Raw genomic sequence first — 21,755 nt, 5'->3', positions numbered from 1 at the left:
CGGACATTGTAACAAGTCCGCCCTCCATTACCTTCAGACCGCGCCGTCAGACTGCTCCTTCAGACTGCTTTTTTGCCCGAGGTCCGCGCCAGGAACACCAGCCCGGCGGCAATCACCGAAGCCACCGCCAGTGCATACAGGCCGCCCTGGATCGAACCGGTCTTTTGCTCCAGATAACCGAAGGTCGCCGGCGCAAAGAAGCCGCCCAGGTTGCCGATGGAATTGACCAGCGCGATCACGGCGGCGGCGATGCGTGCGTCCAGATAGGCCTGCGGGATCGGCCAGAACAGCGACGAGGCCGCCTTGAAGCCGATGCCGGCGAAACAGATCGCGACGAAGGCGAACACCGGGCCGCCGGTGGTCGAGGCGAACATGCCGGCCGCAGCGATGATCAGCGTCGCCGCCACCCATGCCTGCTGGTGACGGAAACGCGCGGCCAGGCTGGCGAAGATATACATCGCGACGATCGAGATGATCCATGGAATCGAATTGAACAGGCCGACCTGGAAGTCGTTGAAGTGGCCCATCTTCTTGATGATGCTGGGCAGCCAGAAGGTGGCGCCGTAGATGGTCAGCTGGATCGCAAAGTAGATGAAGCAGAACAGCAGGATCTGCGGGTCCTTGAGCAGGCTCCACGACGATACGTGCACCGGCTTGCTGGCCTGGCGCTCGCGTTGTTCATGCGCGATGATGGTGGCCAGGCTGTTGCGCTCGTCGTCGCTGAGCCAGGTGGCGTCCTGCGGGCGTGAATCGAGGCGGCGCCAGACCACGAAGCACAGCAGCACCGAGGCCAGGCCTTCGATGATGAACATCCATTGCCAGCCATGCAGGCCGCCACCCTCGATCTGCAGCAGCGCACCCGAGATCGGGCCGGACAGGATCGACGCAATCGCCGAGCCGCTCAGGAACACCGCCATCGCCTTGCCGCGTTCGCTGTTGGGCAGCCATTGCGTGAAGTAGTACACCACGCCCGGGAAGAAGCCGGCCTCGGCCACCCCTAGCAAAAAGCGCAGGATGTAGAACGAGGTCTCGTTGTGCACGAAGGCCATCGACGTCGCCACCACGCCCCAGGTCAGCATGATGCGCGTCAGCCAGGCCTTGGCGCCGAATTTCTGCAGCAGCATGTTGGACGGCACTTCGAAGATGGCGTAGCCGATGAAGAACAATCCCGCGCCGAGACCGAACGCCGCCGATCCGATGCCGAGATCGGTCGCCAGGTGCGAGCGCACGAAGCCGATGTTGACGCGGTCGATGTAGTTGGCGATGAACATGATCACGAACAGCGGCAGGATGCGCCATTTGACCTTGTCGATGGCGCTGGCCAGCGGACCGCTTGCCGGGCCGTCGGGATGGGCGGCCCAGGCCGCGATGTTTTGCTCATTTGCGGGATTGCTCACTGCTGTCTCCTTGAGGTTGTCGCTGCGGCCGTCGTGGCGGCCTGTGCGATCTTTATTGCGTTTTTTATTGCGCTTTTTATTGTCGTGATGCGTATTGAAGCTGTTGGCTTATCTGACCAGGCAAGGCTTCTTGTTGTCGAACTTCCAGCCCGGAATCAGGTACTGCATGGCGATGGCGTCGTCGCGCGCACCCAGGCCCTTGGCTTTGTAGAGCGCGTTGGCCGCCATTACCTGTTCCATGTCGATCTCCACACCCAGGCCCGGTGCGGTCGGCACGTCGACCATGCCGCCGACGATCCTGAACGGTTCACGCGTGAGGCGCTGGCCGTCCTGCCAGATCCAATGCGTATCGATGGCGGTGATCTTGCCCGGCGCGGCGGCTGCCACTTGCGTGAACATTGCCAGCGAGATATCGAAGTGGTTGTTGGAATGCGATCCCCAGGTCAGGCCCCACTCATTGCACAGTTGCGCCACGCGTATCGAACCCTGCATGGTCCAGAAGTGCGGGTCTGCCAACGGAATGTCGACCGATTGCAGTTGAATCGCATGGCCCATTTCGCGCCAGTCGGTGGCGATCATGTTGGTGGCCGTCTGCAGGCCGGTGGCGCGGCGGAACTCGGCCATCACTTCGCGGCCGGAGTAACCGTTCTCGGCGCCGCAGGGATCTTCGGCGTAAGCCAGCACGTCGTGCTGGTCGCGGCACAAACGGATCGCGTCTTTCAGCAACCAGCCGCCGTTGGGGTCCAGCGTGATGCGCGCCTGCGGAAAGCGTTCATGCAACGCTGCGACGGCTTCGATTTCATCCTCGCCGCGCAGCACGCCGCCCTTGAGCTTGAAGTCGTTGAAGCCGTAGCGCTGGTAGGCCGCCTCGGCCAGCCGCACGATGGCGTCGGCGTCCATGGCTTTCTCATGGCGCAGGCGCTGCCAATCGTCAGCGTTGTCGGGTTCGCTGTGATAGTCGAGGTCGGTGGCGTTGCGGTCGCCGACGTAGAACAGGTAGCCGAGCATTTCCACCTTGTCGCGTTGCTGGCCTTCGCCGAGCAAGGCTGCGACCGGCACGCCGAGGAACTTGCCAAGCAGATCGAGCAGCGCCGCTTCCACCGCCGTGACGGCGTGGATGGTGATGCGCAGGTCGAAGGTCTGCAAGCCGCGGCCGCCGGCGTCGCGGTCGCTGAAGGTCCGGCGCATGCGATTGAGCACGGCGTTGTAGTGGGCGATGGATTGGCCGACGACCAGTTCGCGCGCGTCTTCCAGGGTCTGGCGGATGCGTTCGCCGCCTGGCACTTCGCCGACGCCGGTGTTGCCGGCGCTGTCGGTCAGGATGACGATGTTGCGCGTGAAGTAAGGACCGTGCGCGCCGCTCAGGTTGAGCAGCATGCCGTCGCGGCCGGCGACCGGGATGACCTGCATCCCGGTGACGACAGGCGCGGAAGAGCGGGAAGAATTCAGTGATGCGTTTGGCTGAGCAGACATGGTGGGCCTTGTACGGTGATCGATGGGCACACGGAATTGGTACCGCTACCAATTCCGATTGATGCAAATGGTAGCGGTACCGTTTTTGGCTGTCAATCGGTTTAGCGCGATGTTGTCAGATCGCAAACAAATGGAGGAAGAGGACCAGGAAGATGAGCGCCGCAGCGCTCAGACGCTCTGCCGTTCGATGATGGTGAAGCCGATGTCATGAACGCGTTCCGGCACCTCCCGGCCTTCCGCACGTTCGATGATGAAGCGCGCGGCGGTCTTGCCGATGCCGGTGCCGTCGATGCGCACGGTAGTCAGTTGCGGATGCAGGTCGCGCGAGAAGCTGAGGTCGCCGAAACCCATCACCGCCAGCTGCGACGGGATCGCGATGCCGCGCACCTGGGCTTCGATCATGACGCCCATGGCGAGGATGTCGGAGCTGCAGAACACGCCGTCGATGGCGCCGTCCTGCCCGAGCAGGTCGGCCAGGCCGGTGCGGCCGCTGCCCAGCGTGGTCGGCGCCGGCACCATGCACTGCGGCACCTCGGCGCGACCGGCTGGCGCCATGCCAAGCCGCACCGCTTCGTCGGAGAACGCCCGCGCGCGCCGCCGGCTGCGCTCGTCGACACCGGCGATCACGGCCACGCGGCGGCGACCGGCTGCGTGCAGGTGCTGCGCCACGGCGACGCCGATGCGTTCATGCGAAAAGCCGACCAGCATGTCGATCGGCGTAGGCGTCAGGTCCCAGGTTTCCACCACGGGGATACCGCTGGCCAGCAGGCGCTTGCGCGACTCGGCCGAGCGCATGATGCCGGTCAGCACCACGCCGTCGGGACGGCGGCCGATGATGGCTTCGAGCAAGGCGTCTTCGCGCGAATTCTCGTAGCCGCTCTGACCCAGCATGAGCTGGTAGCCGGCGTCGGCCAGCGCTTCGGTCAGCGACTGCACGGTTTCCAGGAAGATCGGCCCGACGATGGTCGGCACCACGGCGGCGACCAGGCGGCTTTTCTTGGAAGCCAGGCCCCCGGCCAGCAGGTTGGGCACGTAACCGGTGCGCTCGACGGCTTCACGGACCTTCTTGAGCACGGTCTCCGACACCGCGTCGGGCGTATTGAGCGCGCGCGAGGCGGTGATCGGCGCCACGCCGGCCAGCCTGGCGACGTCGCGCAGGGTCAGCCCGGCGCCCTTGCGGCCCTTGCGCACGGCAGGTGCAGGGGCGGTCATCGGGGCGTCAGGTGAAGGTGCTGAAATGGCAGGAATCGAAGGCTTCGTCATGGCGCGATTTTAGCATCGACAAAATGGTACCGATACCAGTGCGCCACCGTGGATGACATTGCGCCAGCGCCAGATTCGCGTAAGCTCCCGTTTGCTCATTGATGAACTGACCACCCGGGAATCCCTTTGCGACTCTTTCTGCTTTGCTCACTCGTGGCGCTGTCCGGAACCGCTTGCCTCGACGCCGACGCGCAAACCGCCGCCGGCGAGCCCGATATCAGCGTCGTCATGACCCACGCCAAAGGCTACCCGCAGTTTGCAGTGACGGCGAAGATGACCACGAATGCCGACATCGCGCGCAGCTGGAAAGTGCTGACCGACTACGACCGGCTGGCCGAATTCGTTCCCAACCTGTCGCATTCGCAAGTCACCTCGCGCGAAGGCAATGAGCGTGTCGTCATCCAAAACGGTTTCGCCCAATTCCTGTTCCTCCGGCAAAACATCGATCTGGTGCTGCACGTCACCGAGCAAGCGATGGACGCCATCGACATCCGCCTGGTCAGCGGCAACATGCGCGAATACCAGGCGCGTTGGGAATTGCAGTCATTGCAGGCGCAGCAGCCGGGAGACGAAGGACGCACCCGCATTTCCTACGCCGGCATCATAGCGCCTGATTTTTATGTGCCGACCCTGTTTGGTGCAACACTGATGAAACGCGACCTGCGCAACATGCTCAACGCCGTCAAGGCTGAAATGGAAAAGCGGCCCTGAGGCCGCTTCTCTATCGTGACGCTATCGTGATGAAGAACCGATCGTCTCAGACTATCCCGAGTATCGAATAGCCGCCGTCGCACAAGGCGTCATAGCAACGCGTGCAGTGGTCGCAGAACAGGTGCGAGCGTTTGACCTGATGACGGCGCAGCACCAGCTGGAGTGCGACGCCTTCGCAATGCGGGCAAGTCTCACGCATGGTGCCGACCGGGATCGGATCGGGAGCGAGGAACATGCCGTTGTCGAGCACCATGCCGTCCACCACTTCGCGCGGATCGATTTCCAGCAACGTGATATCGAGACGCTCGCGTCGGCGGTGCGGCCGGGGAGGGAGATTGACGCCGATGGCGCTGGTGTAGATGGATGAACGGTCTTCCGTTGCGACAGATGCAGGACTCATTACTGTGCTCCTTTTGGTCGACAGATAAGTGCGCTGTTTTTCTGATGGAATACCCAATCTAGTCAAGATAAAGACCAAGTGCAAGGTCGAATTCAGAATAGTTTTTGAATCTTGTTTTATAGATCGATCGTTCGATGTTTTAGTAGAAAGATTGTCGAAAATCACGTCGACCAACCTACCCGACGCGAGGATGCTGCCGGTATTGTCTGTCTGCTACGCCGCCGCTTTTTTCTGGAAGCGTTTGACGCAGAGCGACACGCTGAAACAGATCGCGAAATACACCGCACCCGCGAAAAACAGCAATTCAATGATGCGGCCGTCGCGTTCGCCGATGCTGTAGGCGCGGCCGAAGAAATCCGCCAGCGCGCTCACGTACACCAGCGACGTGTCCTGGAACAAAATGATGCCTTGCGTCAGCAGCAGCGGCACCATGTTGCGGAAGGCCTGCGGCAGGATGATCAGGCGCATCGTCTGCGTATAGGTCAAACCCAGTGCGAATGCCGCAGCGAGTTGGCCGCGCGCCACGCTCTTGATGCCGGCGCGGATGATTTCGGAATAGTAGGCCGCTTCGAACAGCGAGAACGCCACCAGCGCCGAGATCATGCGCAAGTCATTCGACGCCGACAGGTGGAACACCTTCTGCAGCAGTTGCGGCACGATCAGGAAGAACCACAGCAGCACCATCACCAGCGGTATCGAGCGGAACAGGTTGACGTAGCCGCTGGCGAACCACTGCAACGGCTTCGACGACGACAGCCGCATCATCGCCAGCAGCGTGCCCCAGATGATGCCGAAGGCAATCGCCGTGGCGGTGATCTGCAGCGAGATCGCCATGCCGTGGCCGAGCACCTGAACCGCTGCAGGCGTGATGGAACTGAAATCGAACTGATAGCTCATGGCCGCGCGCCCTCTCTATTTTCCGCCGCCGAAACCCGGCAGGGCGACGCGCCCTTCGAGCCGGCGCATCAGCGTCATGACCGTGATGTTGATCAGCATGTAGGTCAGCGTGACGGCGATGAAGGCCTCATACGGCTGCGCGGTGTAATCAACCAGTTGCCGTCCCTGCGCGGCAAGCTCCAGCAGGCCGATGGTGGAGGCCACCGCCGAGTTCTTGAAGATGTTGAGGAATTCCGAGGTCAGCGGCGGCAGGATGATGCGGAACGACATCGGCAGCAGCACGTAGCGGTAGGTCTGCGCCAGCGTGAAGCCGATCGCCAGGCCGGCGTTCTTTTGTCCGGGCGGCAAAGCGCCGATGCCGGAGCGCACCTGCTCGCACACGCGCGCCGCGGTGAAGAAGCCCAGGCACAGCATGGCGGTGGTGAACTGTTGCGCCAGCGGGCTCATGCTCTTGATGTCGTCGCCGATGCCGAACGGCAGCACCTCGGGCATGGCGAAATACCAGATGAAGACTTGCACCAGCAGCGGCACGTTGCGGAACAGTTCGACGTAAGTCGCGGCGGCGCCGCGCAGCCAGCGATTGGGCAGCGTGCGCATGATGCCCAGCACGGTGCCCAGCGCCAGGGCCAGGCACCAGGCCGACAGGCCGAGCGCCAGCGTCACCGACAAACCCGACAGCAGCCAGTCGGCGTAGGTCTGGTTATCGGCGGCCTGGTGGAGGAAGACGCTCCAGTTCCAGCGGTAGTCCATGCAATGCTCTCAGGATGAGGGATGAGATGCGCGCGGCGCTCAGGCCGGGGGCGGTTCAGGGAAAGGCAGCGAGGCCTGGCCTTCGGCGCGCATGCCGAAGACGTTGAGCGTCATCGCCACCAGTGCGTAGTAGCCGAGCAGTCCGATCAGGTTGACCACCACCTTGATGCCGAACAGTTCCAGCGCGCGCGCATAGGTGGCATCGCTGACGCGCTTGCGCCGGCCGAGTTCGGTGGCGAAGGACCAGATCACGCGTTCGTCCTCCAGCGCGAACACCGGCGTCTGGCCTTGCCGGATCTGCTCGGCGACGTCCGCCGACAGGCCGGCGTCGATCGCGATCGGCAGGTGGATGTACCACTCCGCCTGCGACTGCCATTGCTGCGCCGTGGCCAGGATCGCCAGTTCGGATAGACGCAGCGGCAGCCCGGTTTCATAGCGGCAGTAGGCGCCCAGCTTTTGCGCCAGCTGGCCGAATTCCGGGCTGTGGATCCAGCTCACGAACGGCCCGTTGAGATTGCCGCGCGGGCCCGACAGGATGTCGTCGAGCAGCGCTTTCTGGTCGGGCGTGGCGTGGGCTGCGTCGAAGGCGGGCAGGCGTGATTGTTTCATGTCATTGCTCCAGATTTATGGACTACCTCAAAACCTGCTTACGATCTGTAGCGAGAGGCCATCAGCCGGTGGCGGACGGAGCGCAGGAACCGGAGTGTACTTTAGTACATGAGGATTCCGAGCACCGCCCGGCGCCGGATCATGGCCTCGCAGTAAGATCGTAAGCAGGTTTAATCCATGGGTTTGTCGCTTGGATTGGCATACAGCTTTTTGACGTCTTCCGGCATCGGGAAATTGAAGCTGATGTTCTTCGGCGGAATCGGGAAGGTGAACCACTTCGCGTACATGCGGTTGATCTCGCCGCTCTTCATCAGGCCGCTCAGTGCGCCGTCGACCAATTGCTTGAATTGCGGATCGTCCTTGCGCACCATGAAGCCGTACGGTTCAGCGCCGAACGGCGTGCCGGTCAGCAGCCAGTCGTTGGGTTTTTGCGCGGTGGTGCGCGCACCGGCCAGCAGGATGTCGTCCATCACGTAGGCGGCGACGCGGCCCGATTGCAGTATCAGGAAAGCTTCGCCGTAGTCCTTCGCGCTCTGGATCTGCATGTTCATCTTGCGGCGCTCATTGAGCGTGCGCAGCAGGCGTTCCGAGGTGGTGCCGGCGTTGGTCACGACGGCCTTGCCGGCGAGGTCGGGGAAGTCCTTGATGCCGCTGTCCTTGCGCGTCAGGATGCGGCTGCTGGCGACGAAGAAGGTGGTGTTGAAAGAGACCTGCTGCCAGCGATCCTTGAGGTTGCTGGTGACGCCGCATTCGAGATCGATGGTGCCGTTCTGCAGCAGCGGCGTGCGGTTCTGCGAGGTCACCGGGATCATGCGCACTTCCAGGTTGGGCAGGTTCAGTTTCGCCTTGACCGCGTCGATGGCCTTGTTGCACAGGTCTTGCGAATAGCCGACCACCTTCTGGTTTTCGTCGTAATAGGAAAACGGAATCGAGCTGGTGCGGTGACCGATGGCGATGACGTTGCCGTCCTTGATCTTTTGCAGCGTCGGACCGAGGCCGGCGTCGGCGGCGTGCACGGCGCCCGCACAGGCCAGCGTGGACAACAATGCAAGCAGCGGGTAAGTAAATCGTTTCATGGCGCTTCCTCTCCTGAAGATGTAGATGGGTGCTGCTTGAGTGTTTGTTATTGATTTATGCGAGTGCTGCATCGACCGCCGGAACCAGGCGTTCAACCATGGCATCGATGTCGGCGGCGGTACTGATGAACGGCGGCGCGATCAGGATGTGGTCGCCCTGGCGACCGTCGACGGTGCCGCCCATCGGATACACCAGCAGCCCGCGCTGCATGGCTTCGCTCTTGACGCGGCTGTGCGTGCGGCGCGCCGGATCGAGCGGCTGCTTGCTGTCGCGCTCGGCCACCAGCTCGACGCCGACGAACAGGCCGCGGCCGCGCACGTCGCCCACATTCGGATAGTTGGCGAAGACTTCGCGCAGGCGGGCGCGCAATTGTTCGCCGCGCGCCTGCACGTTCAGCAGCAGTTGCTCTTCGCGGATCGTTTGTTGCACGGCGAGCGCGGCGGCGCAGGCGGTGGCGTGGCCGATGTAGGTGTGGCCGTGCTGGAAGAAGCCGCTGCCGCCGACCACCGTGTTATAGATGCGGTCGCTGGCGATCATGGCGCCGATCGGCTGGTAGCCGGCGCCCAGGCCCTTGGCGATGACCAGGATGTCGGGCGCGATACCGTCTTCGGCGCAGGCGTACAGATGGCCGGTACGGCCCATGCCGGACATGACTTCGTCGAGGATCAGCAGGACGCCGTACTTGTCGCAGACGGCGCGGATCTTCTTGAAATAGTCGCCGACCGGCGGCACCGCACCCGCGGTGGCGCCGACCACGGTTTCGGCGACGAAGGCGGCGACTTCATCGGCGCCGAGTTCGAGGATCTTGGCTTCCAGTTCGTCGGCCAGGCGTTGCACATATTGCGCGTCGGATTCGCCGCTCAGCTGCTCGCGGTAGGCGTAGCACGGCGCCACGTGGTGCGACGGCGTCAGCAGCGGCAGGAAGGCTTCGCGGCGCCAGGCGTTGCCGCCGATGGCCAGCGCGCCGAGCGTATTGCCGTGATAACTCTGGCGGCGCGCGATGAAATGGCGACGCTGCTTTTGACCGTTCTCGACGTGGTATTGCCGCGCCAGCTTGAGCGCCGCTTCCACTGCCTCCGAACCGCCCGACAGGAAGTACACGTGATTCAGGTCGCCCGGCGCCGAGGCGCTCAGTTCGTCGGCCAGTTGCTCGGCGACGGCGGTGGTGAAGAACGAGGTGTGCGCATAGGCCAGCTCATCGACCTGCTTGTGGATCGCCGCCAGTACGCGCGGATGACCGTGGCCGAGGCAGGACACCGCCGCGCCGCCGCAGGCGTCGAGATAGCGCTTGCCCTTGCTGTCGATCAGCTCGATGCCCTCGCCTGCTGCGGCGACCGGCAGGGTCATTTTCGGATAACGATGGAAGACGTGTGTCATGAAGCTGGTCCCGTACTGAAATCAAGTTGGGGCCAACTATAAATTGAAAGAATCGCTTTTGCAACGTTTGTTGCATATATATTTTATTGCGCATTTTTTGGTGCATTGCGACGTAACTCCGCACCAAATCAGGTCGTCTCGCCAATCGCCATCGAACGGCGCGTAAAGACAGCGCCTCCGGGCACTGCGGGGGCATCGTGGTGGATCAGGACAGGGCAATCATTGCTGCAACACTTGTTGCAGTGAATGTTGAAACGTGAACCGGCCGAGCAACTTACTTGTTGCCGGCTTTCACGTGATTCACATAAGCGCCGCTCTGGTACAGCTCTTCCTCGGCGTGCTCAAGGCGCTTGACGGCCTTGTCGTCGTCGAGCGAAATCACCAGTTCGATCAGGCTTTCCGCCACCGCGATGGCAGCCGCCATTGACGGGAAAAACGACGGGCTGTCGTGCGAGAACAGGATGGTGTGATCGGCCTGCAGCGCGATCGGCGCGACTGCACTGTCGGTCAGCGCGATCAGTTTGCTGCCGGCGCGCTTGGCGGCCTCGGCCACCTGCACCGCTTCAATTGAATACGGCGCGAAGCTGATCACGATGGTGGCATCCTGCGGCGCCACCGCGCGCAATTCCATCGCCAGCGAACCGGCGGTGCCCTTGATCAGCGTGACGCTGGGGCGGAACAGGCGGTACAGGTATTCCAGCATGAAGGCCACCGAATACGCCGCGCGGAAACCGGCGATATGCACATGGCGCGCCTTGGTCAGCGTGCGTGCAGCGCGCAGCAGTTCGTCGGCATTCTTCGGCTCGGAAGCGTCGAGGTTGGCGCGCTGGGCCTGGAAGATTTCGGCGATCAGGATGTCGCTGTTGTTGCGCTTGACCAGGCTCTGCGCCTTGTAAGCGTAGGCCTTGGGCGTGACGGCCAGGCGCTCCACGAACAGCGCGCGCAACTCGCCCCAGCCGGGAAAGCCAAGATACTGCGACAGCCGCACCAGCGTCGACGGCTGCACGCCGGCGCGCGTGGCGACCGCGCGCATGGTCGACACCGCCACCTCGCCCGGATTGTCGAGCAGAAAGGCCGCACCGGCCTGGAACTGCGGACGCATGTCGGCATAGTTGGCGCGGATCAGGGCGTCGAGTTCGGCGAAGTTGGCCGGGGTGTCAGCGGTGGCAGCGGTGGAATCCGTCATGGCGGCGTATGCATGTGGGAATGAATCAGGGAGGCTGCATTGTTTCACAAATTGCAGCGGCGCAGGCGCGTGCAACATTGGTTTCATTTCCGGCTTCCGCCTACCGTGAGGGATGACATTTTGAATAGGAATTGTTATCATCTAGAAATAAGTCTAGTCAAAAACCAAATAATTCACAGGCTTACTCCAGATACCCAGCTCCCGATTCTTATCGTTGCCAGGCACAGGACCGCGATAACTTAGAGGGAATCCACCATGTCATACCGCTCGTTCGACGCGCGGCCGACGGCTGTTTCAGCCGCCGTTGCCGCCGCCTTGTTTTGCATCGTCCACACCGCGTCTGCGCAGGAAGCCGCCGGCAACGCCGGCGCCCTGCCGGAAGTCAACGTCACTGCCACCACCGACCAGACCGCCACCGGTCCGGTCAGCGGTTTCGTCGCCAAGAAAACCCTGACCGGCAGCAAGACCGAAACGCCCTTGCTGGAAACGCCGCAGTCCGTGTCCGTCGTGACGCGTGACGAAATGAACACGCGCGGCGCGCAAAACCTGATCGATGCGCTGGCCTACACTCCCGGCGTCGGTGCGCCCTACCCGGACCCCAACGGCGACTGGCAGTACATCCGCGGCTTCTTCGCCTCGCAATATCTGGACGGGCTGCGCGTGGTCTATTCGGGCGGCGGCGGCGCCGTCACCATGCGTACCGAAACCTGGGGCCTGGAGCGCGTTGAAGTATTGCGCGGCCCGGCTTCAGTGCTGTACGGCACCAACGCGCCGGGCGGCATCGCCAACTCGGTCAGCAAGCGCCCCACTGCCGAACCGGTCCGTGAACTGCAGGTGCAATACGGCAGCTTCGACCGCAAGCAGGCCGCCTTCGATATCGGCGGCGCCATTGATGAAGACGGCAAGCTGAGCTACCGCCTCAACGGCCTGGTCCGGGATGCCGGCACCAGCGTCGACGGCGTCAAGAACAACCGCCGCTACTTCGCTCCCGCGATCACCTGGCGGCCTTCCGCCGACACCAGCTTCACACTGCTGGCGCATTACCTGAGCGAGGACCTGAGTCCGCGCAATTTCATGCCGTCCAAGGGCACGCTGTTTGTGAATCCTCTCGGACAGATTGCGCGCAACCGCAATCTCGGCGAGCCGGATTACAACATCTACACGCGCGAACAACACGCGGTCGGCTACGCATTCGAACACCGCTTCAACGATGCGCTGACGCTGCGCCAGAATTTCCGCTTCACCGACGTCAACGCCTATTCGCGCGCGATCTCGCCGACCAGTTTCGCCAACCTGCAGGCCGACAATCGCACGGTATTGCGCTCGGCGTCGCAAGCCTGGCGCCAGAGCCAGACCACCAACGTCGACACCCATCTGGAAGCGAAATTCGACACCGGCCCGTTCAAGCACACCAGCCTGGTCGGCTTCGACTATTCACAGTATGAAGAAGACACGCGTTCGGCCAGCGCCACTGCCCGGCCGATCGACATTTTCAATCCGGTATACGGCACCCTGCCAACTTCGGCGTTTACCTTTGCCGTGCCGACGCTGCAAAAGCAGGAGCGCCCCGGCGTCTACCTGCAAGACCAGGCGGCCTTGGGCAACTGGCGCTTCACGCTGGCGGGCCGCTATGAACAGGCGCGCACCAGCACCCGCAACCAGAGCACCCTTGCCACCACGGCCAAACTGGAAGACAGCGCGTTCACCAAGCGCCTGGCCGCCCTCTACCTGTTCGACAACGGTATAGCGCCCTATGTGAGCTATTCGGAATCCTTCGAACCGATCAGCGGCACCGACTTCTTCGGCAAGCCATTCATCCCGACCAAGGGCGTGCTGTATGAAACCGGCGTGCGCTATCAGCCGAAGGCGTACAACGCGATGTTCTCTGCTGCGGTGTATCAACAGAAGCAGAAGAACAACACCATGACCGATCCGGATCCGACGCACGTCTGCGCCGGGGGCACGCAATGCTCGGTGCAGACCGGTGAGTTGCGCACCCAGGGTATCGAACTGGAAGCCAAGCTGACGCTGGAAAGCGGCGTCAACCTGACGGCCGCCTATGCTTACACCGCAGGCAAATACCTGAAGGCCAGTGCACCGGCGCAGGACAAGGCGCCAACCTCGCTGGCCCCGCATACGGCCTCGGTATGGGCCGACTATGAAGTCAAGAACGGTCCGTTGAATGGCCTCGGCTTCGGCGCCGGTGCGCGCTACACCGGTAAAATGTGGCTCGACGCCGGCAACACGCAAAAGATCGCGTCGTTCACCCTGGTCGATGCGATGTTGCGTTACGACCTGGCGAAACTGGATCCGAAGCTCAAGGGCGCACGCCTGGCCTTCAACATCCAGAACCTGTTCGACAAAGTGTATTACCCCGGCATCTGCTCCACCACTTACTGCCTGTACGGCGAAGGCCGCACTGCGACGGCAACGCTGTCGTACGGCTGGTAACGCAATTGGAAATACGACAGAGCCGACGCCACATCATCATCAAGTAAAGAAATGAACCTGAATCCCTCCCTTCGTTATCGCCTCGCCGTCGCCTCGCGCGCACTGGCCGCCATCGGCGGCGGCTATGCGCTGTCCGCCGTCGCGGCCGCCCTGCTTGCCGTGGTGTTGCCGATGCAGCCTGCCGAAGCGGTGATCACCGCCACGCTGTTGTCGTTCATCGTGTTCTGCTGCGCAGTGCTGTGGGTGTTCGCGGCGCGCACGGCGTGGCGTGCGTGGGGCGGGATCGTGGCGCCGGGCTTGTTGCTCGGCGCGGGTTTGTTGATTGTGACGATGATCCAGCGGAGCACGCCATGAGAGAAGGCTTCCGCCAGTCGATGGCATGGCTGCACACCTGGTCCGGCCTGCTGGTGTGCTGGGTGCTGTTCCTGGTGTTCTGCGCCGGCACGGCATCCTACTTCCGCGAAGAAATCACGCTGTGGATGAAGCCCGAACTGCATGCGTCACACAGCGCGCCCATCACCAATGCCCAGGCCGTGCAAACTGCACTGACGGCATTGCAAGGCAAGGCGCCGGATGCTTCGCGCTGGTTCATCACGCTGCCGGCCGAACGCAGCACGGCGCTGCGCATCGGCTGGATCAATCCGCCGCCCAAGGACGCGCCGCCGAAGACGCGCGGCAAGTTCACCAGCCAGATCATCGATCCGCTGACCGGCGAAAAAATGCCCGACGTGCGCGAGACGCGCGGCGGCGAATTCCTCTACCGCCTGCACTTCGACCTGCATTACATGCCGGCGCTGTGGGCGCGCTGGATCGTCGGCTTCTGCGCCATGTTCATGCTAGTGGCGATCGTCAGCGGCGTGATCACGCACAAGCGCATCTTCAAGGATTTTTTCACCTTCCGACCGAAGAAAGGCCAGCGCTCCTGGCTCGACGCGCATAACGCCACCGCCGTGCTGGCCCTGCCCTACCACCTGATGATCACCTACACCGGCCTGGTCACGCTGATGTTCATGTACATGCCGTGGGGCATCCAGACCGCGTACAAGGGCAACCAGGAAAGCTTCTTCGCCGACGTCTTCCCGAGCGCCAGGAACGGCAAACCCGCCGGCAAGCCGATGCCGCTGACGCCGCTGCAACCGTTGCTGGCGCAGGCCGAACAGCGCTGGCACGGCATGTCCGCAGTCGGCATCACGATCAATCATCCGGGCGACGCCAACGCAACGATACAAATCCGCCGTGAGGAAGAAAAAGGCCTGAACTACATCCAGCCGAGCGTGCAATTCAACGGCGTCACCGGCGCGCTGGTCAGCGCCGACAATGAAGACATCGGCGGCGCCAACGCCACCCGCGGCGTACTGTACGGCCTGCACATCGGCCACTTCGCCAACCCGCTGCTGCGCGTGCTGTTCTTCCTGTGCGGCCTGTCGGGCTGCGCCATGGTCGCCACCGGCGCGTTGCTGTGGGCGGTCAAGACGCGCCAGGGCCATGCCAAAAAACTCGCCGCAGGTGGGCGCGTCGGTTTCGGCCTGCGCCTGGTGGAAGCGCTCAACATAGGCGCGATCGCCGGCCTGCCGATCGCCTTCGCTGCCTATTTCTGGGCCAACCGCCTGCTGCCGGTGGCAATGCCCAAGCGTCCCGACGCCGAGATCAGCTGGTTCTTCATCGCCTGGGGAGTGGCCGCCGTGCTGGCGCAGATCCGCCCCGACCGCCGCATGTGGCAATGGCAATTGTGGGTCGGCGCCCTGCTCTTCATGGGCATACCGGTGCTCAATGTGTTCACCACCTCGTCGCACCTGGGCGTGACGCTGTTCATGGCGCAAGGTCCATGGTCGGTGGCCGGTTTTGACCTGACGGTGCTGGCGCTGGGGATTGCGCTCGCGCTCGCGGCATGGCATCTGGGCCGCAAGAAAAAAGTGGCAAGGAAAGCCGGCAAGCAAGGTGTGCAAGAGCCGCAAGAAACATCCGAAGCCAAGCTGCAGGAGGTCGCATGATGGACATGACGGACCTGATCCCGCTGCCTTTCCTGGCGACGCTGGCGCTGACCTACAGCGCATGGGTGGCGCTGAGCCTGGCGATGGACCGCCACTACGCGGACATCAACGGCCGCGGCGCCGAACCGAGCGCTGTATCGCGCAAGCGCGGCCGCTGGCTCGGCACGCTGGCGCTGACGGCGGCCTTCGCAGTCTGTGTGCGCGACAGCGGCTGGGGCATCGGCCCGGTGGCCTGGCTGGGGACCATGACCGTCGCTGCGCTGCTGCTGGTGCTGCAGCTGTGCTACGCGCCGAAGTCGGTGCCGCGCACGGGCAAGCCGGTGTTGTGGCTGGCCGGCCTGCTGACACTGGCAGCATTGGCGACCTAGGTTTAACAGTCGATGCGAGCGCCAACTCGAACCATTAAATAATCCTTAATAGTTCGAACTTCTGCCAAAACGCATTCATCGAGCGATCGTTTCAATGCCCGCAACTGGCATTTTGGGTAAGTGTGCGCAATAATGCACCAATAGTATGATTTTCATCACTCTATTGAAACCTACCGGGAGATTGCCTCATGGGAACCGTGCGCAAGACCATTACGTTGACGGACACGCAGGACAACTGGATCAAGGCACAGATTGACGCCGGCCACTATACAAACGACAGCGAATACATCCGTGACCTGATACGACGTGAACAGGAACGCAGTATCGAACTTGAGGCGATCCGGGCTGCGCTGATCGAAGGCGAGTCCAGTGGAGAACCCCGCCCCTTCGATGCCCACGCATTCAAGCAGCGAATGTCAGCCAAACATGGCTGAATACCGTCTTGCGCCCGCCGCCGAGCGCGACCTGGAGGCGATATGGACTTATACCCGCATGAAGTGGGGTGCCGAGCAAGCGGATCGCTACACGGACATCATGGCGCTGGCCTTTGATGAGTTGGCGCGAGCGCCGCAAGCAGCGCCGGCATGTGACCATATTCGTCCCGGTTATCGTCGCCGAAGCGTGGGGCGGCACATGATCTATTTCCGTGTCACGACCTATGGGATTGCAATCGTTCGGATATTGCACGATCTGATGGACGTCTCCCGACACCTTTGACTGCAGCGGCAGGAGCCGGCACTGCACCGCTATGCAGCCGGGACCTGCATCGATGTCTCCCGCCGTCCCAGCCACACCACCTGCAGCGTCGCCCCCACCAAAAACACCAGCACCAGCGCACCGGTCAGCATCTTCAGCAGCGGGTCTTCCGCGTTCGCAAAAAAGGGCGCGCCGACCGGCAGGCGCGTGCCGGTCTCGGTCAGCGCAGGAATGAAATGGAACAGCACCGTGGCCGAGTACGCGACCATTTCGACGTAAGCGCTGCGGCGGCCGAACCAGGTGGTTTGAATTGCCGCGCGCGCGATGGCCAGGGTCGCCAGCGTGATCAGCGCCAGTGCGTGGGGCTTACCAAAGCCGCCGTGCTGGAAGATGCCCAGCGAAGTCAGGCTGGTCAGCACGGTGGCGTGAACATATAGCTTGCCGGCGTTGGTGGCGTAGCGGATGCGGTGTTCCCGCGCGAGGATGATGAGGGCGGTGACCACGGCCACCAGCGCGATGGCCGTGTGGATGATGCCGAGCGAAGTCAATCCGAGCATGTCTTTCTCCTTTTTCAATGTGGCTGACAACAACGTTGGCTACAAATCAGGACGTACAAAGACGATGCTCGCAAAGCGTGCTCAGAAGGAACGCATGACCCTCACGGTGACGTAGGGCAGGCGCTCGGTCGCGGCGGAGGCGCGCGCGCTGTGCAGGCGATGCAGGGTGATCTGGTTGACTTCCGCGTGGCTGCCGTCGATGTGCTCCGTTATCAATCTGACAGCTTCATCGCCGGCGCGGGCGTCGATTTGCGCAAGGATAGCAGCATGTTCTTCGTAGGTCGATCCGACGCAATCGCCGTAGACGAAATCAAGCCGGCGCACGATGCGGATGCGGTCGGTAAGGCGGTCAAAGGCGCTCGCCATTTCCAGGTTGCCGGTGGCGCGCACCAGCGTCTGGTGGAAGGCTTCGTCCAGCGCCGCGGCGGCGCGGCCGTCGCTCAGGCGCTGCCCGACCGGCACGCACCAGTCCGCCTTGAGGGCCTCGATCTGCGCCATATCGACCTTGTGCTTGCCGTCAGCGCCATCGGCGCACAGGCGCGTGACCGCATGCACCTCGATCAGCTGGCGCAACTCGTACAAGTCGGCGAAGCGCTTGAAATCCATCGGCACCACTTCCCAGCCGCCGCGCACGTAGCCCTGCATCAGGCCGTCGCTTTGCAGACGTTGCAGCGCCTCGCGCACCGGCGTGCGCGAGACCTTGAAGTAGGCCGCGACTTCGGTCTCGGTGACCTGGTCGCCGGGCAGCAGGCGCATCTCGAAAATGTCTTCACGCAGGCGCGCGTAGACGTACTCCGGCAACGACGACGACTTGACCGGCTCTGCGGCGACGCTGTCCATCAGCGACGGATCGGGTGAAGCATGCATGGGCGCACAGCCTTTTCCAGAAGAGAGTGAAACTGCTGAAACTACCAGGCCGCCACGCAACCGTCGCTGCGCGGTTCGGTGCCGCCGCACAGCACGCCGTTGGCGTCGCGCCAGATGATCTGGCCGCGGCCGAAACCGAGCTGGTTGCCGGACCAGCTGACTTCATGTCCGAGGCCGGCCGGGCCGAGGCCGCGGAACAGGTGCTCGGCAGTGGTGTGCTCGATGCTGACCTTGTTGCCGCTTTCCCATTCCCAGCGCGGCGCGTCCAGCGACGACTGCGGATTGAGGCCGAAGTCGACCGTGTTCATCACCATCTGCACGTGGCCTTGCGGCTGCATGAAGCCGCCCATCACGCCGAACGGACCGACCGCTGCGCCGTCCTTGGTGAGGAAGCCGGGGATGATGGTGTGGTACGGCCGCTTGCCCGGCGCCAGGCAATTCGGATGGGCGGCGTCGAGCGTGAAATTGTTGCCCCGGTTGTGCAGCGAGATGCCGGTGCCCGGCACCACCAGGCCCGAACCGAAGCCCATGTAATTGCTCTGGATGAAGGACACCATGTTGCCTTCGTTGTCGGCGGTGCACAGGTACACGGTGCCGCCGCGCGGCGGTTCGCCCGGCGCCGGCAGCGCGGCGCGCGCACCGATCAGCTTGCGGCGCTCGTCGGCATACGCATCCGACAGCAAGTCCTTGACGGAGACACGCATGTGGCCACTGTCGGCGATGTGGGCGAGGCCATCGGCGTAAGCCAGCTTGATCGCTTCGATCTGGCGGTGATAGGTCAGCAGGGTATCGCGCTCGCTGAAGTCGAAGCCCTTGAGCATGTTCAGCGCCAGCAAGGCGACCAGGCCGTGGCCGTTCGGCGGGATTTCCCAGACGTCGTAGCCGCGATAGTTGGCGCGGATCGGATCGACCCATTCCGGCCGGTAATTGGCGAGGTCGGAGACATCCAGGTAACCGCCGGCGGCGCGCACGAAGGCGGCGGTTTTTTCGGCCAGCGCGCCTTGATAGAAGCTGCGCGCGTTGTCGTCGGCAATCGATTGCAGCGTCGCGGCGTGACCGGGAGAACGCCACATTTCGCCGGCCTGCGGCGCGCGCCCGGAGCCGTCAAGTGCGCCGAAGGTGTCGAACCAGGACTTGAAATGATCGTCCTTGAATTCACGCGTGAAATTCTTGTAGGCCTGCTGCCACGCCACCGCCACCATCGGCGACACCGGGAAGCCGTCCTGCGCCAGGCTGATGGCGCCGGCCATCGAACGCGACAGCGGCAGGCGGCCGAAGCGTTCAGCCATCGTGGCCCAGGCCGACGGCGTGCCGGGCACGGTGACGGGCAGGGCGCCGTACTTCGGCACGTTCTTCTGACCGGCCGCGCTCAGCGCGTCGAGCGAAATCGCCATCGGCGCCGGACCGCTGGCGTTGAGGCCGTGCAGCTGGCCTTTGTGCCAGATCAGCGCGAAGGCGTCGCCGCCGATGCCGTTGGCGGTTGGCTCGACCACGGTCAATGCGGCCGCCGCTGCAATCGCCGCGTCAATCGCGTTGCCGCCGGCTTGCAGCACTTGCAGGCCGGCTTGGGCGGCCAGCGGCTGGCCGGTCGCGACCATGCCGCGATTGGCGAAGACCGCGCTGCGGCGGGAAGCGTAGGGATAGTGGTTGGCGTTGAAAGTGGGCATCGGATGCTTTCGGGTTTCTGATCTGGACGAAGGAGAAAGTTTAACGGTATAGATGACAGGCGACATATTCGCCCGGCGCGGTTTCGATGTTAGGCGGCGTTTCAGTTTTGCAGACATCCATGCAGGACGCACAGCGCGGATGGAAGTGGCAACCCGCCGGCGGCGACGCCGGATTGGGAATGCCGCCTTGCAGTACGATGCGCTGGCGCACCTGGTCCGGATGCTCGCGCGGGATCGCCGACAGCAGCGCCTGCGTGTAAGGATGCTTGGGCGCGCTGTAGACGCTCTCGCAGCTGCCGTACTCGACCATGCGGCCGAGGTACATCACGCCGATGCTGTCGCTGACGTGACGGATCACGGCAAGGTCGTGCGAAACGAACAGATAGGTGAGGGCGAATTCCTTCTGCAGCTCTTGCAGCAGGTTCAGGATCTGCGCCTGGATCGAGACGTCGAGCGCCGACACGGCCTCGTCGGCGACCACCAGTTTGGGCCGCGTGATGATGGCGCGCGCGATGCCGACGCGCTGGCGCTGGCCGCCGGAAAACTCATGCGGATGGCGACTCGCATAGGCCTGGTTGAGACCCACCACGTCGAGGATTTCGGCGACCTTGCGCTTGCGCGTGGCGCGGTCGAACAGGCCGTGCACGATCAGCGGCTCTTCCAGTACCTCGCCGATGGTCATGCGCGGATTGAGCGAGGCGAACGGATCCTGAAACACCATCTGCATGTTGCGGCGCATGGCGCGCAGGGCGGAAGACGATAGCGTGGAGATTTCCTCGCCCATGAAGTTGACGCTGCCGGCGGTCGGCTCGATCAGGCGCAGCACGCTGCGTCCGGTGGTCGACTTGCCGCAGCCGGATTCGCCGACCAGGCCAAGGGTCTTGCCTTCCTCGATGGCGAAGGAGACGTCGTCGACCGCCTTGACCGGCGATGCGCCGCGCCTGCCGGCGGCGAAATGTTTTTTCAGTCCGGAGACCCGGAGCAGGGGAGCGGAATTCATGTCGGCCTCTTCAATTCGGATACCAGCAACGGGCCAGATGACCGCTGCCTGCGCTGTTGCTTATGCCCACGCTTACGTTGTCCAGCGTCGGCGCCTCGCGATGGCAACGCTCCTGCACCTTCGGGCAGCGTGCCGCAAACCGGCAACCGAATTCCACCGAACCCGGCAGCGGCACCGAGCCGGGGATCGCTTCCAGCGGCTCGCCCGGCACGGCGTCCAGCGCCGGCCGCGCGCGCATCAGCGCTTGCGTGTAAGGATGGGCGGGCGCGTCGAACAAGTCGCGCACGCTGCTTTGCTCAACCACCTGGCCGGCATACATGACCACCACGCGGTCGCACATTTCGGCGACTACGCCGAGGTCGTGCGTGATCATCAGGATCGCGGTGCCGTGCTCGCGCTTGAGGGCGCGCATCAGGTCGAGGATCTGCGCCTGGATGGTGACGTCGAGAGCGGTAGTGGGCTCGTCGCAGATCAGCAGGCCGGGATTGCACAGCAGCGCCATGGCGATCATCACGCGCTGGCGCATGCCGCCCGACAGGCTGTGCGGATAATCGCCGACCAGCTGTTCGGCGCGCGGCAGTCCGACCCGCTGCAGCATGGCGATGACCTGCGCGTCGATTTCCTTGCGGCTCAGCTTGCCGTGCACCTTCAGCATCTCGCGCAACTGGTCGCCGATACGATGCAGCGGATTGAGCGAAGTCATCGGCTCCTGGAAGATCATGGCGATCTCCTTGCCGCGCATGCTGCGCAGGGTGGCGTCGTCGGCTTCCAGCATATTGGTAAGCTTGACGCCGTCGTTGTACTGCACCGAGCCGCTCAGCTGCGCCTTGCTGGCCATCGGGAACAGCCGCAGGATGGACAGCGCGGTGACGCTCTTGCCGCAGCCGGACTCGCCCAGCAGGCCGACGGTTTCATTGGCGCCGACCGAGAACGAGACGCCGTCGACCGGCGCCACGCGTTTGCCGTTGCGGACGAATTCGACTTTGAGATTGTTTACTTCCAACATGGCCGGTTCTCT

Annotated in this window: 22 protein-coding genes and 1 other RNA gene; 7 read left to right on the top strand and 16 right to left on the bottom strand. The window is 63.3% G+C overall.

Annotated features, from left to right (window positions below; genetic code table 11):
- Positions 1 to 59: 59 nt before the first annotated feature.
- The 3 genes from ACIROW_RS18940 to ACIROW_RS18930 all read right to left on the bottom strand — a co-directional run bounded on the left by ACIROW_RS18940 (position 60) and on the right by ACIROW_RS18930 (position 4,082).
- Complete coding sequence (locus ACIROW_RS18940; RefSeq protein WP_402278052.1) at positions 60 to 1,370, bottom strand: MFS transporter; 1,311 nt, start codon at positions 1,368 to 1,370, stop codon at positions 60 to 62.
- 135 nt (positions 1,371 to 1,505) lie between these two features.
- Positions 1,506 to 2,870, bottom strand: coding sequence for a glucarate dehydratase (gene gudD / locus ACIROW_RS18935; protein ID WP_402277992.1), 1,365 nt, complete (start codon positions 2,868 to 2,870; stop codon positions 1,506 to 1,508).
- Between the two features lie 168 nt (positions 2,871 to 3,038).
- Entirely contained in the window at positions 3,039 to 4,082 is a 1,044-nt protein-coding gene (locus tag ACIROW_RS18930) for a LacI family DNA-binding transcriptional regulator (RefSeq protein WP_402277991.1), read from the bottom strand.
- Between the two features lie 177 nt (positions 4,083 to 4,259).
- Between ACIROW_RS18930 and ACIROW_RS18925 the strand changes: the two genes are divergently transcribed.
- Positions 4,260 to 4,844 carry an SRPBCC family protein gene (locus tag ACIROW_RS18925; protein ID WP_402277990.1) on the top strand — a complete coding sequence of 195 codons (585 nt, stop codon included), beginning with the start codon at positions 4,260 to 4,262 and terminating at the stop codon, positions 4,842 to 4,844.
- 46 nt (positions 4,845 to 4,890) lie between these two features.
- Here ACIROW_RS18925 and ACIROW_RS18920 read toward each other — a convergent pair whose 3' ends face one another.
- From ACIROW_RS18920 to ACIROW_RS18885, 8 genes are all read right to left on the bottom strand, one after another.
- Entirely contained in the window at positions 4,891 to 5,244 is a 354-nt protein-coding gene (locus ACIROW_RS18920) for a hypothetical protein (RefSeq protein ID WP_402277989.1), read from the bottom strand.
- 213 nt (positions 5,245 to 5,457) lie between these two features.
- Complete coding sequence (gene gltK, locus ACIROW_RS18915) at positions 5,458 to 6,141, bottom strand: glutamate/aspartate ABC transporter permease GltK (RefSeq protein ID WP_402277988.1); 684 nt, start codon at positions 6,139 to 6,141, stop codon at positions 5,458 to 5,460.
- A 15-nt stretch (positions 6,142 to 6,156) separates the two neighbouring features.
- Positions 6,157 to 6,891: an amino acid ABC transporter permease gene (locus ACIROW_RS18910; RefSeq protein WP_402277987.1), complete on the bottom strand. Its 735-nt coding sequence runs from the start codon at positions 6,889 to 6,891 to the stop codon at positions 6,157 to 6,159.
- Between the two features lie 39 nt (positions 6,892 to 6,930).
- On the bottom strand, positions 6,931 to 7,500 hold the full coding sequence (locus ACIROW_RS18905; RefSeq protein ID WP_402277986.1) for a carboxymuconolactone decarboxylase family protein: 570 nt from the start codon (positions 7,498 to 7,500) through the stop codon (positions 6,931 to 6,933).
- 35 nt (positions 7,501 to 7,535) lie between these two features.
- Positions 7,536 to 7,610, bottom strand: a non-coding RNA gene (locus tag ACIROW_RS18900) — sX9 sRNA.
- Between the two features lie 60 nt (positions 7,611 to 7,670).
- Entirely contained in the window at positions 7,671 to 8,576 is a 906-nt protein-coding gene (locus ACIROW_RS18895) for a glutamate/aspartate ABC transporter substrate-binding protein (protein ID WP_402277985.1), read from the bottom strand.
- Between the two features lie 55 nt (positions 8,577 to 8,631).
- Positions 8,632 to 9,954, bottom strand: coding sequence for an aspartate aminotransferase family protein (locus tag ACIROW_RS18890; RefSeq protein WP_402277984.1), 1,323 nt, complete (start codon positions 9,952 to 9,954; stop codon positions 8,632 to 8,634).
- 274 nt (positions 9,955 to 10,228) lie between these two features.
- The gene (locus tag ACIROW_RS18885) at positions 10,229 to 11,140 is read right to left on the bottom strand and encodes a MurR/RpiR family transcriptional regulator (RefSeq protein WP_402277983.1); all 912 of its coding nucleotides are present in this window, start codon (positions 11,138 to 11,140) and stop codon (positions 10,229 to 10,231) included.
- A 255-nt stretch (positions 11,141 to 11,395) separates the two neighbouring features.
- On the opposite strand from ACIROW_RS18885, the gene ACIROW_RS18880 reads away from it, so the two are divergent.
- From ACIROW_RS18880 to ACIROW_RS18855, 6 genes are all read left to right on the top strand, one after another.
- Positions 11,396 to 13,591: a TonB-dependent siderophore receptor gene (locus tag ACIROW_RS18880; RefSeq protein WP_402277982.1), complete on the top strand. Its 2,196-nt coding sequence runs from the start codon at positions 11,396 to 11,398 to the stop codon at positions 13,589 to 13,591.
- Between the two features lie 51 nt (positions 13,592 to 13,642).
- Positions 13,643 to 13,945, top strand: a complete 303-nt coding sequence (locus ACIROW_RS18875) for a DUF3649 domain-containing protein (RefSeq protein WP_402277981.1) — start codon at positions 13,643 to 13,645, stop codon at positions 13,943 to 13,945.
- Positions 13,942 to 15,582, top strand: coding sequence for a PepSY-associated TM helix domain-containing protein (locus ACIROW_RS18870; protein WP_402277980.1), 1,641 nt, complete (start codon positions 13,942 to 13,944; stop codon positions 15,580 to 15,582). Before ACIROW_RS18875 ends, ACIROW_RS18870 begins: the two co-directional genes overlap by 4 nt.
- Positions 15,579 to 15,950 carry a DUF3325 domain-containing protein gene (locus ACIROW_RS18865; protein WP_402277979.1) on the top strand — a complete coding sequence of 124 codons (372 nt, stop codon included), beginning with the start codon at positions 15,579 to 15,581 and terminating at the stop codon, positions 15,948 to 15,950. Before ACIROW_RS18870 ends, ACIROW_RS18865 begins: the two co-directional genes overlap by 4 nt.
- Positions 15,951 to 16,138: 188 nt before the next feature.
- Entirely contained in the window at positions 16,139 to 16,384 is a 246-nt protein-coding gene (locus ACIROW_RS18860; protein WP_402277978.1) for a type II toxin-antitoxin system ParD family antitoxin, read from the top strand.
- The gene (locus tag ACIROW_RS18855) at positions 16,377 to 16,667 is read left to right on the top strand and encodes a type II toxin-antitoxin system RelE/ParE family toxin (RefSeq protein WP_402277977.1); all 291 of its coding nucleotides are present in this window, start codon (positions 16,377 to 16,379) and stop codon (positions 16,665 to 16,667) included. Before ACIROW_RS18860 ends, ACIROW_RS18855 begins: the two co-directional genes overlap by 8 nt.
- A gap of 29 nt (positions 16,668 to 16,696) precedes the next feature.
- On the opposite strand, the gene ACIROW_RS18850 is transcribed toward ACIROW_RS18855, so the two are convergent.
- The 5 genes from ACIROW_RS18850 to ACIROW_RS18830 form a co-directional block, all read right to left on the bottom strand.
- Entirely contained in the window at positions 16,697 to 17,203 is a 507-nt protein-coding gene (locus ACIROW_RS18850) for a hypothetical protein (RefSeq protein ID WP_402277976.1), read from the bottom strand.
- An 81-nt stretch (positions 17,204 to 17,284) separates the two neighbouring features.
- Entirely contained in the window at positions 17,285 to 18,070 is a 786-nt protein-coding gene (locus ACIROW_RS18845) for a GntR family transcriptional regulator (RefSeq protein ID WP_402277975.1), read from the bottom strand.
- A gap of 41 nt (positions 18,071 to 18,111) precedes the next feature.
- Positions 18,112 to 19,737, bottom strand: coding sequence for a gamma-glutamyltransferase family protein (locus tag ACIROW_RS18840; protein WP_402277974.1), 1,626 nt, complete (start codon positions 19,735 to 19,737; stop codon positions 18,112 to 18,114).
- A gap of 40 nt (positions 19,738 to 19,777) precedes the next feature.
- Positions 19,778 to 20,737, bottom strand: coding sequence for an ABC transporter ATP-binding protein (locus ACIROW_RS18835; RefSeq protein WP_402277973.1), 960 nt, complete (start codon positions 20,735 to 20,737; stop codon positions 19,778 to 19,780).
- A 10-nt stretch (positions 20,738 to 20,747) separates the two neighbouring features.
- Entirely contained in the window at positions 20,748 to 21,743 is a 996-nt protein-coding gene (locus ACIROW_RS18830) for an ABC transporter ATP-binding protein (RefSeq protein WP_402277972.1), read from the bottom strand.
- Positions 21,744 to 21,755: the final 12 nt, after the last annotated feature.

The organism is Herbaspirillum sp. NPDC101397 (assembly GCF_044767325.1).
Classification (GTDB): Bacteria; Pseudomonadota; Gammaproteobacteria; order Burkholderiales; family Burkholderiaceae_D; genus Herbaspirillum.
This window is presented reverse-complemented; position numbering and strand designations above follow the sequence as displayed.